Below are 18,247 nucleotides of genomic sequence, written 5' to 3'. Positions count from 1 at the left end.
AGGCCTACAACACTGCGGGCCGGAACTGGAGGACCTCGTCTATGCAGAGCCCATCACCGACCAAGACCCACACGGACCGCACCATCGACACCGCAGTCCGCGCGAAACTCCAGTGGACACCTGACCTTGACGCCTCCAGTATCGTGGTTCTAGTGGGAGACTCGACGGCGACTCTCACTGGCGTCGTTGGGACGTACTCCGAACTTCTCGCCGTTGACCGCATCACTCGACGTGTCCGGGGCGTGACCTCTGCGTCCAACTACGGGACCGTCGTCCCCGCGGGATCTCGGTGGCTCACAGATTTAGAAACCAGATCACTCAGAGGCCCTGGTGGAGGCCCACCCTCTTTGACGAAGTCCCGATTTCGACGCCCTTCAGTCGGAGTTAGGACCGTCGCCAGGATCCCCACAGAAGTGGTGGGATAGGCATTCAAGACCGCAGGCCACCTGGTCTCGTACGCCGGCATTGCACCCACCACGAGGCGTTCCGGGACTTCCATTGGTGGAGAGTTCGCCAACCGAGGCGGGAACAAGCGGCTGAAATCGAGTCTCTACAACCCAGCGTTCGCGGCCCTGCAGCACCCGCCCTCGAGGGCCTATTACGACCGGAAGATTGCTGGGGGTAAGCGGCATAAGCAGTCCATCTTCGCGCTGGCTCGGCGCCGGCTGGACACCCCCTACGCGACGCTGCGCGATGGCACTCTGTACCAAGACCCGGTCGCCCCGATCGCATCAGAGCACTCCCTGGCGGCTTGACGAAAACCATAGAGGCACCCTTAACCGTGAGTTAGCAGTCTATCTATAGTCGGGAACTAGATTGATCCCCGGGAGGTCCAATTGACCTATTACAGCAGGCGAGCATGAGCAGGTTTGGACTCAGAGCGTTCCCTCGGGCCGCGTCGACCCAGTGGCTCTGGCGCGCACCAAGTTCCTTGGCCGCCACAGCCTGCCAGTCGTGTAGACTCTGGCCAGATCCCGGTAACGTGAGCAGCATCACACCAAAAGTAGTGATGAGACTAAGTCTCGACCAGACCAGCAGGGTGCTCTTATTCCGTTCGTACCCTGGATGCAGGTATTCATCAGCATATGTTTATTTTGAGGGGGAAGACATTGCAGATCAAACAACTCGTCATTGACCCGGGGACCGCTAATGACAGGGGGGTTCAGATTGGGGAAGAATTTCGCAGAGAAGTTCGCGCGAGCCGCGACAGGTACGTAGAGTTCTTCGAACTCAATGGGTTTGACAATCACGTGATCGAATCTTGTGCCAATCGGGCGCTGACTGGGCTGGAGTCTCATGCACCAGATCAGTACGATGAAATGCGGGGGACGGCACAAAGCTCTGGAGTTGACCTTCGTCAGCTGGCAGCACTCGCGGCTCGCAACGAGATCTTCAGTCGCTCTAATTTGATGAGCCCGGCGGAGTGTAGCACTGTACTACATGACGACCGCAGAGCGAATTCAGCCACCACGGTTCAGACTTGGGACATGTATCCCGAGTTAATCGAGACCTGTCTAGTGGTTAATTACGAACAGAATGGCGTTGGCGTTCTCGCATTCAGGGAGCCTGGAATGCCTAATAAATTTGGCATCACGTCAAATCGAGTCGCATTTCACATGAATCTCTTGTCTCATAAAAGTGATGGACTCGCTGAGGGTATACCGGCTCACGCGGTACAGCAGTACTTGATGGAGAGCGGTAAAGGACTTGACGACGTCATTCAAATTGCGCGCAGTATCCCGCGAATGGGTTCGTACGTTGCCACTATCCTCGACGCAAGTGCGACGACTGTTCGAGCCGCAATGGTCGAAGTTTCGCCAGTGGGAGTTGCGAAACTCCCAAACACTGGGCCATATCAGTATCACACAAACCATTTTATCGATGATTCTCTGTCTAATGAAGATCGTATTGACGGAGCTTCGCGAGAGGATTCTGAAGCCAGGCTGGAGGCAGTTAAGGCGATCAACGAGGCAAACCCTCTGCCCCAGAAGCTCCAACAGCGAGCGGATATGCTGGCGAAACAACTTAGAGCAGTCGCTCTTGCGGATGGCAAAACAACCGCTTCAACTTCGGTAAAACCAGAGATACAGACTCTGATGACATTTTCGTTCGACATGAGCGAGCAAAGTATGGATATAATTCTAGAAAATGCCGAAAATAACACCGTTGATAAAACGCTGCGATTTCCCTTGCACGGGTAGAAGGTTCTGATATCATGAAGCGTAGCAAACTATCGCACTTGGACCGAGTGCTAACTGTGATGACTGCAGCGGTTATTGTCTGCATGATGCTGCACGTCACGACGCACGCCTTATCTAGATTTCTACTTGGCGCACCGCTTCCAGCGACCAACGAGCTCATCGAGTTTCTATACGTGCCACTCGTCGCCCTCCTGGGTCTACCCGCAGCCCTTTTGCAAAGGGAACATATAACCGCCACGCTGGTTGTAGATCGAATGAAAAAAGCCAATGCCCTTGTCTTTAGAGGATTCGCTTGTTTGGTGGGAATGGCACTGTGCGCACTCTTCGCCTACTTCGGATTCTTTGAAGCCTTGCACAGAATGCAGGTCGGCGCGACTGCAGGAATCACGACAATCACTATCTGGCCGGTGTATTACGTAGTTCCTCTTGTATTTGCTCTCATGAGTGGCCTATATGCATATACTCTATATTTAATCGTAGTAAGAAAAGAACTAGAGCCTCAGCTGATTACTAGCCCATCATAGCTGCGCAATAAAGCCCTCTTCAAAAACCGGAGTTGTAAGTGTGAAAACCCACAACCAGGATGCTGGCATAGAGTCGCAGCATCATCTTGCACCCCAGCCTTCTATGCTTATTAGAAATTCAAGACTAGGAAAGCCGACCGCTAAAGGCTTAATCCTAGGGTTTGGCATCTTGGCCGTTTGTATCGCTGGTCTGCTTACCTCGGGTTCTCCCGCAGTAGCCGGCATCTGGAGCATTGCCCTGATGCTCGTGCTGATCTTCTTGGCCGTTCCAGTCGCGATTGCTATCTCCGTACCCAGTGTTCTAGGCATATATGTCGTAAGTGGTACGGCGTCCGCCGTCTCTGTGCTCTCGAGCGCTCCGTTCAACACGGTTGCTAGCTGGACGTACAGCGTGATCCCTGCGTTTATCTTCATGGGAATGCTAATGGTCGAGTCAGGCCTGACCACAAAGATTTACCGCGCGACGGAGCGGTGGTTTGGTTGGCTTCCAGGAGGCGCAGGAGTCGGCACCACTGCGGCAGGTGCGGGGCTCGCGTCCGTATCTGGATCAACCATAGGCATGACATACGCGCTCGCTCGTGCTGCTATACCGGAGCTGCTGCGAGCGGGTTTCAACAAGAAAATGGCAGTCGGTACAGTGATCGTAGCGGGCATACCCGGTTCCGTTATTCCACCTTCAATCCTCCTAGTAGTTTATGCTGGCATAGCAACCGTTCCCGTGGGACAGCAGCTTGTGGCCGGTGTGATTCCAGGGGTGCTCATCGCTGTTGCGTTTGGAGCCCTAATACTGTCAATCGGGTTCTTTAAGCCCGCTTTGGTTGGGAAATCTGCTGGTGACAAAAAGTTCACTTCTGAATACTCATGGGGCGACAGATTTAGCTCGCTTCTACCAATCTGGGGTTTTCCCGCCGTAATGCTCGTTCTGTTTGGGGGATTGTTCTCTGGTGCATTTACACCAACAGAGGCAGGTGCGGCAGCGGCGCTCATGGCACTCGTCGTTGCTGTTGTCACCAACATCCAGAGCGGGGCGATTCAGCGAGTCGGACGGGCAGCTCTGAAAACAGTTTCTGCCAGTGCTGCGATATTCTTCATCATCATAGGTGCAGAACTGCTCACCAGGCTGCTCTCTATCACAGGTCTATCTCGATTAGTTACAAGCTGGATTGTAGGGTTTGATCTCAACCCAATCACGTTTCTTCTCGCCCTGATGGTGATGTACCTGCTAATGGGAATGTTTTTTGATACCCTATCCATGATGGTGCTGACAGTTCCTATTCTCGTTCCCATACTGACTCAAATGGATATAAGTCTGATCTGGTTTGGCATTTTTATGGTTCTACTGGGTGAGCTTGCTATGGTCACACCGCCGGTTGGTATCCTGTCATTCATAATTCACGGGATAGCTAAAGATCCCGAAGTGAACCTCGGCCACAACATCACATTAGGTGATATTTTTACCTCCCTGGCGTGGTTCCTTCCGGTGGCGGTTGCATTCATCGTTTTTCTAATTTTTGTACCCGAACTAGTTGAATGGCTACCGGCTCTCGTCGGGTAAAAGAAGTCCAACTTGTCCCTTGATGAATAGAAAGCAGGTTTAGATTATGTCTGTACGCGCTAAAACGTTAAGTCTGGTTGCACTTTCGTCCCTCCTAGGGCTTAGTGCCTGCGGTGGTGGTATGGCCGGGGATTCGGATGACACTGCTGGGTTTGAGTATGACGCCGAGCAATCCTCCGTTGACGATGCTATTGGGGATCTGGATCCCGTCAACATCACCTTCCAGACACTTCCCGGTTCCGAGCAGGGCCTGATGGGTGGCCAGGCCATCCTCTTTCAAGATCTAGTTGAAGAGCGGTCCAATGGCCAAATCGAAGTCGAGATCATTTGGGGTATGGGGGCAGCGGGATTTGACGAGGTTCGTCAGGCGGTCGTCGACGGTCGGATAGACATCGGCTACACGAACCCAATTTACTACCCAGAAGAGTTTCCGGTGATGAACGCATATGCAACAGCGTCAGCATTGATCCCGACGGACCCATTCAAGGGAGAGCTTGTTGCTCAGGCCGTCGGCAGGGAGCTTGCGGTCTCGGACCAGGCCATTAATGAGGAGTTCGCGAGTCAGGACCTGGTGCCACTAGTGCATATCATGAACAACGGTTATGTGAACATGTGCAATCAACCCGTCAGGGAGCTTGATGAATTCAGCGGACAGCAGGTCCGCATCCCATCCGTTGCTCAGTCAACCATTGTTTCTGAGCTCGGCGGAACGGGAGTGTCCATGGACATCACAGAAACGTATGAAGCGTTGCAACGTGGCACCGTGTCTTGCATTTTCACTCAAGCCGCTGATTCTGTCGAGTTTGGCTATGCAGATGTCGCCACCGAGGTCGGCTACGCTGAAGAGCATTTCATTCACCGTTCACCGGCAGTGATGTTCGCCGGTCCTGCCTTTAACGATCTGCCACTTCCATACCAGCAGATTCTCTATGATGGTTTGAACGAGTCGATTGCGCCTTGGACTAAGGGCGGTATTGACGGTTGGGCGCAGTCCTTTGAACGCGCGCTCGATGCCGGTGGCTCCATCGAGCCTCTTTCAGATGACACGGAGGATGCTATAGGTAGCGTGACCGATGATCTCATTGAGGGCCACATCGAGGATGGGGATTTGCCCGAGTCCATTCGTGAGGACATTGCCCAGTTCGAGGAGAAATGGGATGCCAGGGCGACGGAACTCGGTTACGAGAATGGGGGGGACATCGCGGACCTTGCCGATTGGTATGAGGAAGATGTAGATCTTGAGCCTTGGTTTGAGGAATTGACTGGAGATGAGTCCTTGACTGGCCAGCGTCCTGAGTAATATGGGGTCTTGTTATGATGCAGGGTTTTGCTTCTTTTCCTGATTATTTTTGATCCATCCGATTGCGATTACCAGTATGAAAATGCGATTGTTGCCGTTGCTAGTGATCGGTGGCCATCGCTGGAGGAGAAGCTAGCACCGTGCGGTGGGTGATAGGTACGTGTGTCCGAGGAGACTGTGTGCCTATCACCCACTGTCGTGTCCAATGGGGTTGATTGTTCTGACGAATGGTCTGCCCCTGTTTGTCCTCCAACCGCCGAGAAAGCCTTTGATGTAGGTCGCTTATTTGGCGACGTTGAAGGTTGTGTTTTCCCTCACTTCGTCCTATGAATTCGAACTGGTCAATTGTTGCAAGCGGGCAACGTGTGGTCACAGTACGTAGGCCGACCCCAGCGACTTTAGGAAGGTTAGTTATGACCGACTCAATTAATGCAAGTTTGGACGCGAAATTCCTCCAAGACTGGATGGAGCTGTCGAGTTTTGGGGCTGTGGAAGGTACTGGAGGTGTTGAGCGTCAGGCTGCGTCTGTGGCGGACGGCAATCAAAGGAAGTGGTTTGCGACTTTGCTGGAGTCACACGGCTTCCGGGTCGAAAGGGATGCGATCGGCAACCAGTTCGGTTTGCTCGAAATGGCTCCTGGACAGCCTTTCGTGCTCACTGGCTCCCATCTAGACTCGCAACCGACTGCTGGCCGTTTTGATGGTGCGTATGGCGTCCTAGCCTCTGCTCATGCTTGTTTTAGAGCGGCAAGAAAATTTCGCGACGATCCGTCTCTGAAGCCATTTAATCTGGCGGTAGTAAATTGGTTTAACGAGGAGGGGTCTCGTTTTAAGCCTTCGATGATGGGGAGTTCCGTATTTACCGGGAAGTTATCTCTTGAGGAGGCACTAGCGACGACAGACTCACGGGGAGTCTCCGTTCATGAGGCTCTCGATTCTCTGCAGGAACGCGGAATATTCGACGGGGTTGACGTCTCGTCCTACGCCGAGATTCATGTGCAGCAGGGACGCAGCATGGAGGAGGACGGGATCACTATCGGTCTCGTAGATGCCGTGTGGGGTGCGCACAAGTTTGAGTTGCGAATTACGGGTGAGCAAGCTCATAGCGGTTCAACGCTGATGGAGGAGCGATCCGACGCGTTGCTGGGCGCTGCGCGATTAGTTGTCGCGGCGCGGGAACTTGTGGATCAGTTTGATCCTGGATTATTGCACACCGCTTGCGGGTATATGAACATTTACCCAAATTCGCCGGTGGTGGTGGCGAGCGAAGTGCAGTTGCTCTTCGATCTGCGATCACCCAGCAGTGATGTGCTGAGCGCGGCTTACAAGAAGTTCACCGAGGCGATCCACGAGGTGGGCCGTCGAGATCGCGTTGATATCCTGACCGTGGCAGAGCATAGCTGGGAACAGAATCCCTATCCGGAGGATGGTGTTGAACTAGCGCGTGGGGTGGCCAACGAACTTGGTTTGACGTCGGAGCGAGTCATGACGATAGCGGGGCATGACTCAACAAACATGAAGGATAAGGTGCCTACGGTCATGTTGTTCGTTCCTAGTGTGGATGGGATATCGCACAACGTGAATGAGTACACCAGGGATGAAGACCTCATCGCGGGAGTCGATCACCTGGCGGGTGTTTTGTTGCGCCTGGGAGGTTCCCTAGTTTGAAGGCGAGGTCCTGATTGCGGCGGCACACGTGGCAGAGACGTGCTGCTTGGGCGTCACTGAGCCAAGAGTTCATTTCGAATCGCGGTTCAGGTCTTGTGGTACTACGCCCGTTAGGTTCCAGAGCGACTTATCGTCCGGCAGTATGAGTTGTGTTCACCCGGCCGATGAGCTTAGAAGTGTCGCGGCGCCGATTGATCCATCCTTCCTGCAGGGTCCGGTTGAAGCTCTCTGCTTTCCCGCTCTCTCATGGGTGCCGAAGTTTGGTCCGCAGGTGCTTCACCCCGCTTCCGCCCGGCACTGACTGGAATGCTCGGGACCGTGTGTAGGGCCAGTGCGCTATGGATGATCATGCGTTTCAGCGGGGCGCCGCGGGCATTCATGAACATCGCGCCTGGGGCCATGAAGTCCGCTGAGCTCAGTCCGGTCTCATCGGGCAGCGCCTCGGGTGTAAGCGAGCCGAGAGTGATCATTATCGGCCAGATGGATGTAGTCGAAGTCCACTTCCTGACGCCCGGTGTTCTGGAGTTCTCTGGTCTGGCCTGATTGCCCGCGCCAGCCGCCCCCGGCCGGGATGCGGGCGACCCTTTTCACATCCACCTGGAGCAGGTCGCTGAGGGCTGGGGTCTGCTGACGGTTTAGTTGACCTTGACGTGACCTACAGTTTGGTTTCCACTCGGTCTGGCTAGCTTCCGGCGGTGAGCGGTTGAATCGTGTGAGCGAGGTCATAGTCATGAGGCGTCGCGTAAGCAATGCCGGAGTGGCGGCGTCGACGGTTGTAGAACACCTCGATGTACTCGAATATCGCGTTCGCCAACTCGACCCTGGTCCGCCACTTCTTGCGATTGAGCAACTCGATCTGCATCGAGGACCAGAAGGACTCCATCATCGCATTATCCAACCCGTCACCCACGGTCCCGAACGAGGGCAGAAGCCCTGCCGAGCGGATCTTCTGAGTGAACACCCACGAGGTGAACTGGACTCCATGATCCGCATGAACGATCCCACCAGGGCTGGGGGTTCGCGCGCGGATCGCCATATCCAGAGCGTTGACGACCAGATTTGAGTCCTGCTTGGAATCAATCGCCCAACCAATGATCTTGCGGCTGCACGCGTCCAGAACCGCCGCGCAGTAAATCTTGCCTTCCCTGGTGGGATGTTCGGTAATGTCCGTGACCCAGAGTTCGTTGAGCCCGAGGCGATGGAACTTACGGTTGACCAGATCATCGGCTGTGGCCACGCCCTTGAGGCGCTTGACCCGCGTAGGTCCTGGTAGACCACCCAGTCCTGCCCGGCTCATCAGCATCCAGACGAGCCGACTCGAGCACGTAATCCCCATCCCGAGCGTGAGCTCGGCATGGATCCGTCGGTACCCATAGGTGCCACGAGACGCAATGTGGACCTCGCCGATGAGGCCGGTGAGCCAGCGTCGGCGCAGTTCCGTGGCGCTGGTGGGGCGCCGCCTGTAGCGGTAATACCCCTGACGGGAAACCCCGAGCAGGCGACAGCAGGTGTTCACTGGCTCCCCGGCGTCGACAAGACGGTCGATCACCGGGTGCGCTCTTTTGGGTCGAGGGGCTCCTCATCGAGCCAGGTGGATGCCCGTCGGAGGATCGAGATCTCTTGCTCGAGCTGACGAACCCTGGCGCGGGCGGCGCGCAGCTGCGCCGATTCCTGGGTCGTGTGACCCGGTCGGAGACCGTGATCGATGTCGTCCTGGCGCAGCCAGGAGTGGAGTGTGACCTCGTGGATGCCGAGATCGGCTGCGGTCTGTTTGACCGGTCGGCCCTCGCGCACGAGTGAGATGGCGCGGGCCCTGAACTCTGGAGGATAGGGGCGTGGCATGGTGATCAGCCTTCCAGGAAGGCCATCGGCTAGCGAGGGATGGTGGCAACCAAACTGTAGGTCACGTCACGAGGTCAACTAAACCGTCAGCAGACCCGGAGGACCGATCGATGAGCCCGGCGGGGCCTTCTTCACGATAGCGGCGCAGCCACCGGTAGGCCGCGGTGCGCGAGATGCCGAGTTCTTTGGCGACGTGGGCTGCTGGTTGGCCGTTGGTGACGCGTTGGACCAGCAGAAGTCGGCCATGTGGGGTCAGCCGGCAGTTGTGGTTCAGGGTGGGAATCCGGGCGGTACGGTGGGACATGGAGACCTCTTAGATCAGTTGGCTGCGTGTGGTAACCACCAACCTAAGAGGTCTCCGTCCTCTTCTCACGTGTCAACAAGGTCCTGGCTGAGTACACCTAGGCCACCCGGCTCGGGCGATGATCCGCAAGATCGTGCGCGCCGGAACTCCAGTGCGCACCGAGAGGTCTGAGGGTCCTTCACGGTCGCGCTGGGGGGCGTGGAGCACTCGCAGGATCTTCACTGGCGCGGTGGCGGTGGGCTGTTGCGTGGTCGGGAGGACCGATCGATGAGCCCGGCAGGGCCTTCTTCACGATAGCGGCGCAGCCATCGATAGGCCGCGGTGCGCGAGATCCCGAGTTCTTAGGTGACGCGGGCTGCCGGTTGGCCAATGGTGACGCGTTGGACGAGCGGAGCCTTTTCGTTCATTCAGATCTCGCGTGAGGGAGTGTATGGATTTTGCCGACAGGACGCGCGCCGCGCCGTCACGCACGATCTGAGCCTCGGTGGTATTGAGGACGAGCTGCTTGCCCTTGGTGCCGTCAGGGTTCGTCGTCCGAACCAACCGAATGGTCAAGGCCCGACATATTTATCTTCCTCTGCCAACCTCAGCAACTTGCGCTTTTGCCGACGTGGCTGCTGATCAGCTTCGTCCCTAGCTACGGCCCCCTTGACGCGCGCGTTCATTCGGCCATGGGGTGTAGCGAGGTCGACGACTCCACCCGTTTTGGCGAACTGAAGTTTATGTTGGTCGGCCCAGTCGATGAAGTCCTCGAGCTCACGCGGCGTTCTGGTGAGCCGATCCACGTCCCACACGATGATGTCCTGGATTTGACCTGCTTCGATCCCGCGGGCCATGCGCTGATAAGCCGGACGGGCCTTGCCGTTGCTTGCAGAGGTGTCGTCGTCCTTGAAGACCTCTACGACAGTCCATCCCTTTTCCCGGGCCAGTTCTTCGCAATCCTTGCGCTGTCGGGCAGTGCCGAGTCCGAGCTTCTCGGAGTCCTTGGAGATTCGGACGTAGATTGCGGCGGCGACGGCGTGATCTGTGGGCATTGCCACAGGATGCCCTAGTTATCCTAACCGTGGGGTTCGGACATTGCGTCCAGAGGCGCTCATCCGCTGAAGACCAGGGCGGCGAGCAGCGCCTCGATTCGGTCCCGACGTCTCTGTGCGGCGTCGGTGCCGGCGTCCCTCCCACCGAGCTGAGCCTGGATCTGCTGGAGAAGAGCGGCCGGTTGAATCTGCTTCGGGTTCGCGACGCAGAGCCGCCGGATCGCCGCCCACCGCTGCGCGCACCCGTCATTGCTGCCTGCGCCGGTGGTGGGAGCTGGGCCTGGGTTGGAAGCCGCGGCAGGTCTGGACGCTGCGCGCGGCGCATCCAGGGCTCGGCGGCTCTGCACGGTGCCGATGCCCAGAAAGATGTCGGCCGCGGTGCGCAGCGGCGTGGTGACCGGCACCCCCTGCAGCTCGAGCTGCTCATCGGGCGAGAGCGGCACCTGGTGGACCTGCCAGGGGATCGGACCAGCCGTGCGGCGCCGATACACCCCGGCGGTGATCACGGTGATCCGTGAGGGTGCCGTCCCGGCGCCCAAATGCACCCATGCGGCGGATTCCCCGCAGAGCACCGCGTGGGCGCGCAGTGAACCGCTGAGCAGCGCCCGGCAGGCCAGGGCTCTCAGCCTCGGAGCGTCCGGCAGTGCGGTGCAGGCGTAGAGGTCGCCCAGCAGCGGACGCACGGCGCCTTCAAGGACCATGGCGTGGAGTTCGGCGGCGGAGAACCCTGATCCGGGGCGGTAGAGGCCCTGGGGAAGACTCTGGACTGTGTCGGTGCGCATGCTCACAGCCTCCCCGAAGGCACGGCCGGGCGCACCGGTCTATACCCAGTTGTGGAGGAGCCCCGCGATTCGGTCCGGGGTGGCACAGGCTGTGGAGAGCGCCGCCGGCTGGCAGGGCGCTGTCAGGGTGCGGAGACCGGTGTTCCGGGTTCCCGTCCCCAGGACTGACGCAGGTCCAGGGCGTGGGTGAGGATCTCCACGGCCGCGGCCTGGTCGATACGAGTCCGCTGATCCTTCGAGGCCACACCGGAGGCGCGCATCTTGGTCGCGGCGGAGACCGTGGAGAGCCGCTCATCGATGAGATAGACCTCGGTCGGCAGCTCGGCGGCCTGGATCATCCCAGCGAGCTGACCGGCGTAGTCGCGGGCCTTCTGCGTGGAGAGGGTCTCGCCGCCGGAGAGCGAGAGCGGCAGCCCGACGTAGACGGCACGGGCCTGTCGGTCCTTGATGATGGTGATCAGCATGGTCAGATCCGAGGCCCGGTTGGGGTCACGGCGCAGCGTCATCACCGGGGTGGCGATCAGCGCGTCGGGATCTGAGGAGGCCAGCCCGACGCGGGCGTCGCCGACGTCGATGCCCAGCCGCACCCCGGCCCTTGCTGTCGGGCGGGGGGCGCTGGCCGAAGAATCTCGTTCGGGCTGCTCAGTCACGCTGGCCCACCGCCGAGGTGACTTCCTGCAGGGCTGTGGGGATCTTGGAGGCATCCTGGCCGCCGCCCTGGGCGAGGTCGGCCTTGCCGCCGCCTCCGCCGCCGAGCACCGCGCAGGCGCGCTTGACCAGGTCACCGGCAGAGACTCCCTGTTCGCGGGCGGCCTCGGTGGTCGCCACCACGATCACCGGTCGGCCCTTGGCCTCACCGGCCACCGCAACGGCGGCCGCGCGGGAGCCGAAGCGTCCGCGCAGGTCCAGCGCGAGGGCACGCAGATCATCGGCGCCGGCCACGGCGCCGGCGTTGTGCGCGAGCACATCGACACCACCGGCGTCCACGGCCTGGGACAGCAGCTCGCCAGCCTTGGCCCGCAGCTGCGCGCTGCGCAGCTTCTCCAGCTCGCGCTCCACGTCCTTGAGCTTGGCCAGGGTCGCGGCGATGCGGTCGGGAACCTGGTCCGCCGGGACCTTGAGCATCTCGGTGAGCTGGTTGACCAGGGTCCGCTCGGCGGCGAAGTGGTGGAACGCGTCGAGCCCGACCAGCGCCTCGACGCGTCGGTTGCCCGCGCCCACGGAGGCCTCGGACATCAATGCGAGGGTGCCGATCTCGGCGGTGGCGTCGACGTGGGTGCCGCCGCAGAGCTCACGGGACCACGCCCCATTGATCTCGACCATGCGGACCTCATTGCCGTACTTCTCGCCGAAGAGCATCATCGCGCCCAGGGCCTGCGCCTCCTCCAGCGAGGTCACGCGGGTCAGGACCTCGTAGTTGTCGCGGATGGCGAGGTTGGCGGCGGCCTCGAGCTCCTGTCGGGCGGCGCCGCTCATCGCGGCCTCGGAGGTGAAGTCGAAGCGCAGGTAGCCTTCCTTGTTGAAGGAGCCGGCCTGCACTGCCTCGGGCCCCAGCACGTCGTGCAGCGCGGCGTGGATCAGGTGGGTGCCGGTGTGTGCCTTCTCCGCGTCCAGCCGGCGGCGCACATCGATGGCGCCCAGCGCCTCGGCGCCGGCGGGCACCTCCCCGGAGAGGACCCTGGCGCGGTGCACCGAGAGGCCTCTGATCGGGGACTGCACGTCGATGACCTCGAGCTCGAAGCCGTCACCGGTGATCCGCCCCGTGTCGGGGGCCTGACCGCCGGCCTCGGCGTAGAAGGGGGTGGCGTCGAGGACCAGCTCGATGTCCTCTCCCGCGGAGGCGCTCTTCCGCGCCTCACCGCCCACCAGCAGTCCGCGGATCCGGGACTCCGTGGTGTGTTCTGTGTATCCGGTGAAGTGGGTGGGGGAGTCGGCGCGCAGCTCCTGGTAGACCTGGGTGTCGGCGTGCCCGGACTTCTTGCCCTTGGCGTCGGCCCGGGCGCGCTCGCGCTGCTCGGTCATGAGTTCGCGGAAGCGGGTCTCGTCGACCCCGACCCCGGCCTCGGCGGCCATCTCCAGGGTCAGGTCGAGGGGGAAGCCGTAGGTGTCGTGCAGCGCGAAGGCGTCGGCGCCGGTGACGGCTGCGCCGGCGGTCTGCGCGGTGCTCACGGCGGAGTGCAGCTTGGCGGTGCCGGCGGAGATGGTGCGCAGGAAGGCCTGCTCCTCCTTGACCGCGGTCTGGTGGATCTTCTCGAAGCCGGTCTCGACCTCGGGGTAGACGCCCTTCATCGCGTCCTTGGAGACGCCGACCAGTTCACCGAAGACCGGCTGCTCCACTCCCATGAGCCGCATCGCGAGGATCACCCGGCGGATCAGGCGGCGCAGCACGAAGCCGCCGCCTTCATTGGAGGGGCGGACCCCGTCGGAGATGAGCATCAGCGAGCTGCGCACATGGTCGGCGATCATTCGCAGCCGCACATCGTTGGCGTGGTGCGGGTCGGCGGGATCCTCGGTGGAGGTGTACTCGATGTCGGCGAGCTCCGCGGCGCGGTCGAGCACCGGGCGGACCTGGTCGGTCTCGTACATGTTCTCCACGCCCTGGAGCACCATCGCGAGGCGCTCGAGGCCCAGGCCGGTATCGATGCTCTTGTTCTGCAGCGGGCCGGCCACCTCGAACTCGGTCTTCGAGTGCACGGCGGAGAGCCGGTACTGCATGAAGACCAGGTTCCAGATCTCCACGTAACGGGTCTCATCGGCCGCTGGGCCGCCCTCGACGCCGTAGGCGGGGCCGCGGTCGTAGTAGATCTCAGAACAGGGGCCGCCGGGGCCGGGCTGGCCGGTGTTCCAGTAGTTGTCCTCGGGGCCGAAGCGCTGGATCCGGGCCTCGGGGACTCCGACCTGGTCGCGCCAGATGGCGTAGGCCTCGTCGTCGTCCTGGTAGACGGTGACCCAGAGCCGCTCGGGATCGAGCCCGTAGCCGCGCACGCCCGTCACCGGGTCGGCCTCCCGGGGGTGGGTCAGCAGCTCCCAGGCCATCGGGATGGCGGTCTCTTTGAAGTAGTCGCCGAAGGAGAAGTTGCCGCACATCTGGAAGAAGGTGCCATGGCGGGCGGTCTTGCCGACCTCTTCGATGTCGGCGGTGCGGATGCACTTCTGCACGGAGACGGCACGTGCGTAAGGGGGCTTCTCGGTGCCCATGAAGTACGGGATGAAAGGCACCATCCCGGCGATGGTGAACAGCACCGAGGGATCCGGGGAGATCAGTGATGCTGAGGGGACGCGCTCATGCCCCTTGGCGGCGAAGTAGTCGTACCACGTCCGGGCGATGTCCTCGGTCTTCATGAGTTTCTCGGGTCCTCCTGCTGATGGTCGCTGCGAGTCGGCCGTCGAAGTCTCATGTCTGTGACTTCGCCGGATCTGCGCCGGGACCAGCTTAGTGGAAACACAGAGCCCGCTGCGGCCTCCGGTGGGGGAGGGCAACGGGCTCTGTGGGTTTCAGAACGGTGTTCTGAGTGATCGTCTTCAGATCAGCGTGCGTAGAACTCGACCACGAGCTGCTCTTCGCAGGTGACCGGAACCTCTTCGCGCTTGGGCTTGCGGGACAGAGTCGCCTGAAGCTTCTCGATCTCGACGGTGAGGTAGCCGGGAACTGTGGGCAGCGCATCCTGGTGGGTGCCTGCGGCGGCCACCTGGAAGGGCTCGAAGACCTCGGAGCGCTCGTGCACGTGGATCATCTGGCCGGGCTTCACGCGGAAGGACGGGCGGTCCACGCGCTTGCCGTTGACCATGATGTGGCGGTGCACCACGAACTGGCGAGCCTGGGCGATGGTGCGGGCGAAGCCCGAACGCAGAACCAGGGCGTCAAGCCGGGACTCGAGCAGCTCGACCAGGTTCTCACCGGTCAGGCCCTCGTGCATGCGCTTGGCCTCTTCGTAGTAGCGCAGCATCTGAGCTTCGCGGATGCCGTACTGGGCGCGGAGACGCTGCTTCTCCTTCAGACGCACCGCGTAGTCGGAATCGGTGCGACGCCGGGTCCGGCCGTGCTGGCCGGGGCCGTAGGGGCGGCGATCCAGGTACTTCTGGGCCTTGGGGGTCAGCGCGATGCCAAGGGCACGCGATGCTTTCACAGTACGACGACTGCGCAATGGTGATGTGGGCATTGACTGCCTTCCTGTCTTGTCGGCGAATGATGTTTATTCCTGACCGCGACAAACGATCAGGTACCTGGCCTCCGCGATCCGTGGTTCGGAGAGTGTGAGCCGCCGAAGGCTCACTGCACTGCGACATCGCACCGGCACACGCGGACCCCATCAGAGTTCTGCGGGGAGCCTGTGTGCAGGGATCTTCTTCAGAGGTGCGAAGCCTGCCAGACAGCACAACAGCCTAGCACCGGGGATGACAGAACCCCAATCATCACGGGGATGATCGGGGTTCTGGGAGGGTGTATCAGCCTTCGCCGGAGCTAGCCGCGCAGCGCCTTGCGGTCGGGGCGGGTGCGGTAGGGGTCGACGCCCTTGGGGATCGGCGGCCGGGAGATCGGCAGTGCGGTGAGCCGGCGGTCCACCGCGTTGACCTCGTGCTTGGTGAGCTTCTTGTCGAGCTTCTTGATCGTCTTGGCCAGCTTCTGCAGCGGGACCTGCTGGTCCCCGCGTCCGGACTGGATGATGTGGATCGGCACGCCGGTGTCCCGAAGGATCGGGCTGAACCGCTTGCGGGTCTTCTCGACCAGCTTGTTCACCCGGCCGGCGGGTCCCTCGGTGACGAGCACCAGGCCTGGCTTGCCGAGCACCCGGAAGATCGCGTCCTGCGTCTTCGGGTCCATCGCGACCGGCTCCTCGGTGACGATCCAGCCGCGCTTGAGCGTGCTCAGCGCGGCGGCGGCGGCACCCGGACGGCCCTCGATGCGGGAGAAGGCTGCCTTCTCGGCTCGTCGGTTCATCACGATCATCGCGGCCAGCAGGCCGAAGGGCAGACCGATCAGCAGACCGGTGACCCAGTTCATCAGCAGGGTGAAGAGGAGGAAGAACACGCCGAGGGTGGCGAAGAAGGCCAATGCCATCCACCACCCGATGTTCGGGTCATAGGAGCGGGTCATGGTGAAGACCTGCTTGATCCGCGCGAAGAAGCCTTCCTGCTTATTGGCCTTCTTGCGGGCCTTGCGGTCCCGCTGTTCAGCCTTCTGCTCGGCCTTGAGGTTCTTGAGCGCGGCCTTTGCCTCTGCCTTGGAGGAAGCCTTGGGAGGTGTGGAGTCTGCTGGTGCCATAGTGATCTCAGTCTACCGCAGGCTCAGTAGCCTGCGGCGACCAGCGTGGCGGCCTCCTGCTTGGTCGCCCCGGAAGGTTCGATGTGTGCCAGTGCGGCGGGAATCTCCAAGCCCTTCCTCTGCATCGCCTTGGCCCAGAGGGACCCGGCGCGGTAGGAGGAGCGCACCAGCGGCCCCGACATCACACCCAGGAATCCGATCTCTTCGGCCTCCTGGGAGATGTCCAGGAACTCCTGGGGCTTGACCCAGCGATCCACCGGGAGGTGCCGAGGGGTGGGCCGCAGGTACTGGGTGATGGTGAGCAGGTCACAGCCGGCGTCGTGGAGGTCGCGCAGAGCTTCGGAGACCTCCTCACGGGTCTCGCCCATGCCCAGGATCAGGTTGGACTTGGTGATCATGCCGTGGCCGCGTCCCTGGGTGAGCACGTCCAGGGAACGTTCGTAGCGGAACGCCGGGCGGATCCGGCGGAAGATCCGCGGAACCGTCTCGACGTTGTGCGCGAACACCTCCGGGGCGGCCTCGCAGATTCCGGCGATGTTCTCCTCGCGTCCGGAGAAGTCGGGAATCAGGATCTCCACTCCGGTGCCGGGGTTGAGCTCGTGGATCTTCCGGATGGTCTCGGCGTAGAGCCACACGCCCTCATCGGGGAGGTCATCGCGGGCGACGCCGGTGACGGTCGCGTAGCGCAGCTGCATCTCATTCACCGACTGGGCCACCTGCAGCGGCTCGGACTCGTCCACGGCGCCGGGGCGGCCGGTGTCGATCTCGCAGAAGTCGCAGCGTCGGGTGCAGGCGGAGCCGCCGATGAGGAAGGTGGCCTCGCGGTCCTCCCAGCATTCGAAGATGTTGGGACACCCTGCTTCCTCGCAGACGGTGTTCAGGCCCTTCTCTCCGACCCGCTTCTTCATCTCGGTGAACTCGGTGCCGATCTTGACCTTGGTGCGCATCCACTCGGGCTTGCGCTCCACGGGGATCGAGGCGTTGCGTGCTTCGACGCGCAGCATGCGTCGGCCTTCAGGTGCCACAGTCACTGTGGTGCTCCTTCTGTAGTTCGGGACATCTCACAGGTGCCCTGGTCTGCGCCGTGGCCGGTGGTTCCGGCAAGGGCGGGCGCGTCGTCGTCGTGGCGGTGCAGCAGCGGAGGCAGCGCGCGGCGCAGCTCCTCGGTGACCCGGTCGGCCACCTGTTCGGGGGTGACCTCGTAGCCCAGCTCGGCGCTGATGCTGGTGGTCTTCGCGTCGGTGATCCCGCAGGCGATGATGTTCTCGAAGGGCGCGAGGTCGTTTGAGCAGTTCAGGGCGAACCCGTGCATGGTGACCGAGCGGTGCACGCGCAGACCGATGGCGGCGATCTTCCGGTCGGGGCCGTCTGAGGTGATCCAGACCCCGGAGCGTCGGGGCACCTGGGTGCCGGTGATGCCGAAGTCCGTTGCGAGGATCCTGATCAGCGTCTTCTCCAGCACGCAGACATAGTCCTTGACCAGGGATCGATCGCGCAGGTGCAGGATCGGGTAGCCGACGAGCTGGCCGCGGCCGTGCCAGGTGATCTTGCCGCCGCGATCCACATCCACCACCGGGGTGCCGTCTTCAGGGAGGTCCGCAGGTTCGGTGCGACGGCCGGCCGTGTAGACGTCGGCGTGCTCGAGCAGCAACACGGTGGAGGGCGCCGAGCCCTGCTGCACCGCGGTGTGCAGCCGCCGCTGGAGACTGAGCGTCTCGGAGTAGTCGAGGAGCTGCGGGTCGAACCCCAGCTTCGTGAATGAGAGCTCCATGACA

16 protein-coding genes and 3 pseudogenes are annotated in these 18,247 nt (G+C 61.2%); 8 read left to right on the top strand and 11 right to left on the bottom strand.

Translation table 11 applies throughout. The features are described from left to right. Positions 1 to 41: 41 nt before the first annotated feature. The 8 genes and pseudogenes from LTH96_RS13265 (at position 42) to LTH96_RS05895 (ending at position 7,790) form a co-directional block, all read left to right on the top strand. Entirely contained in the window at positions 42 to 425 is a 384-nt protein-coding gene (locus LTH96_RS13265; protein WP_370644401.1) for a BON domain-containing protein, read from the top strand. Between the two features lie 15 nt (positions 426 to 440). Next, positions 441 to 755, top strand: a pseudogene (locus LTH96_RS05925) (transposase); the annotation flags it as partial. 330 nt (positions 756 to 1,085) lie between these two features. Beyond that, positions 1,086 to 2,201 carry a C45 family peptidase gene (locus LTH96_RS05920; protein ID WP_241464814.1) on the top strand — a complete coding sequence of 372 codons (1,116 nt, stop codon included), beginning with the start codon at positions 1,086 to 1,088 and terminating at the stop codon, positions 2,199 to 2,201. A gap of 14 nt (positions 2,202 to 2,215) precedes the next feature. Further along, entirely contained in the window at positions 2,216 to 2,725 is a 510-nt protein-coding gene (locus LTH96_RS05915; RefSeq protein ID WP_241464813.1) for a TRAP transporter small permease, read from the top strand. 241 nt (positions 2,726 to 2,966) lie between these two features. Continuing rightward, on the top strand, positions 2,967 to 4,280 hold the full coding sequence (locus tag LTH96_RS05910) for a TRAP transporter large permease (RefSeq protein ID WP_241464812.1): 1,314 nt from the start codon (positions 2,967 to 2,969) through the stop codon (positions 4,278 to 4,280). Positions 4,281 to 4,326: 46 nt separating this feature from the next. Further along, positions 4,327 to 5,580: a C4-dicarboxylate ABC transporter substrate-binding protein gene (locus LTH96_RS05905; protein WP_241464811.1), complete on the top strand. Its 1,254-nt coding sequence runs from the start codon at positions 4,327 to 4,329 to the stop codon at positions 5,578 to 5,580. A 413-nt stretch (positions 5,581 to 5,993) separates the two neighbouring features. Then, the gene (locus tag LTH96_RS05900) at positions 5,994 to 7,247 is read left to right on the top strand and encodes a M20 family metallo-hydrolase (protein ID WP_241464810.1); all 1,254 of its coding nucleotides are present in this window, start codon (positions 5,994 to 5,996) and stop codon (positions 7,245 to 7,247) included. A gap of 342 nt (positions 7,248 to 7,589) precedes the next feature. Further along, a complete protein-coding gene (locus tag LTH96_RS05895) occupies positions 7,590 to 7,790 on the top strand; it encodes a hypothetical protein (protein ID WP_241464809.1) in 201 nt (66 codons plus the stop codon). A 139-nt stretch (positions 7,791 to 7,929) separates the two neighbouring features. Here the strand turns inward: LTH96_RS05895 and LTH96_RS05890 are convergent. The 11 genes and pseudogenes from LTH96_RS05890 to lipB form a co-directional block, all read right to left on the bottom strand. Then, a pseudogene (locus LTH96_RS05890) lies at positions 7,930 to 9,089 on the bottom strand (IS3 family transposase). A gap of 97 nt (positions 9,090 to 9,186) precedes the next feature. Beyond that, positions 9,187 to 9,393, bottom strand: a pseudogene (locus tag LTH96_RS05885) (leucine zipper domain-containing protein); the annotation flags it as partial. Between the two features lie 218 nt (positions 9,394 to 9,611). Beyond that, positions 9,612 to 9,725 (bottom strand): leucine zipper domain-containing protein, encoded by a 114-nt coding sequence (locus LTH96_RS05880; protein ID WP_370644414.1) that lies wholly within the window; start codon positions 9,723 to 9,725, stop codon positions 9,612 to 9,614. Between the two features lie 219 nt (positions 9,726 to 9,944). After that, on the bottom strand, positions 9,945 to 10,427 hold the full coding sequence (locus LTH96_RS05875; RefSeq protein WP_241464808.1) for a recombinase family protein: 483 nt from the start codon (positions 10,425 to 10,427) through the stop codon (positions 9,945 to 9,947). Between the two features lie 59 nt (positions 10,428 to 10,486). Then, positions 10,487 to 11,209, bottom strand: coding sequence for a hypothetical protein (locus tag LTH96_RS05870; RefSeq protein ID WP_241464807.1), 723 nt, complete (start codon positions 11,207 to 11,209; stop codon positions 10,487 to 10,489). Between the two features lie 122 nt (positions 11,210 to 11,331). After that, entirely contained in the window at positions 11,332 to 11,859 is a 528-nt protein-coding gene (gene ruvX / locus LTH96_RS05865) for a Holliday junction resolvase RuvX (RefSeq protein ID WP_241464806.1), read from the bottom strand. After that, positions 11,852 to 14,551 carry an alanine--tRNA ligase gene (gene alaS / locus LTH96_RS05860; RefSeq protein WP_241464805.1) on the bottom strand — a complete coding sequence of 900 codons (2,700 nt, stop codon included), beginning with the start codon at positions 14,549 to 14,551 and terminating at the stop codon, positions 11,852 to 11,854. Before alaS ends, ruvX begins: the two co-directional genes overlap by 8 nt. A gap of 185 nt (positions 14,552 to 14,736) precedes the next feature. Beyond that, entirely contained in the window at positions 14,737 to 15,369 is a 633-nt protein-coding gene (rpsD, locus tag LTH96_RS05855; protein WP_133726351.1) for a 30S ribosomal protein S4, read from the bottom strand. 302 nt (positions 15,370 to 15,671) lie between these two features. Continuing rightward, entirely contained in the window at positions 15,672 to 16,472 is an 801-nt protein-coding gene (locus LTH96_RS05850) for a DUF4191 domain-containing protein (protein ID WP_241464804.1), read from the bottom strand. A 23-nt stretch (positions 16,473 to 16,495) separates the two neighbouring features. Next, positions 16,496 to 17,503, bottom strand: coding sequence for a lipoyl synthase (gene lipA / locus LTH96_RS05845; protein WP_241464803.1), 1,008 nt, complete (start codon positions 17,501 to 17,503; stop codon positions 16,496 to 16,498). Further along, complete coding sequence (gene lipB, locus LTH96_RS05840; protein WP_241464802.1) at positions 17,500 to 18,243, bottom strand: lipoyl(octanoyl) transferase LipB; 744 nt, start codon at positions 18,241 to 18,243, stop codon at positions 17,500 to 17,502. The genes lipA and lipB overlap by 4 nt, the downstream gene beginning before the upstream one ends. Positions 18,244 to 18,247: the final 4 nt, after the last annotated feature.

This window comes from Nesterenkonia sp. LB17 (genome assembly GCF_022565915.1).
GTDB lineage: Bacteria > Actinomycetota > Actinomycetes > Actinomycetales > Micrococcaceae > Nesterenkonia.
The sequence above is the reverse complement of the archived record's forward strand: the minus strand, read 5'-3'. Positions and strand labels throughout refer to the sequence as shown.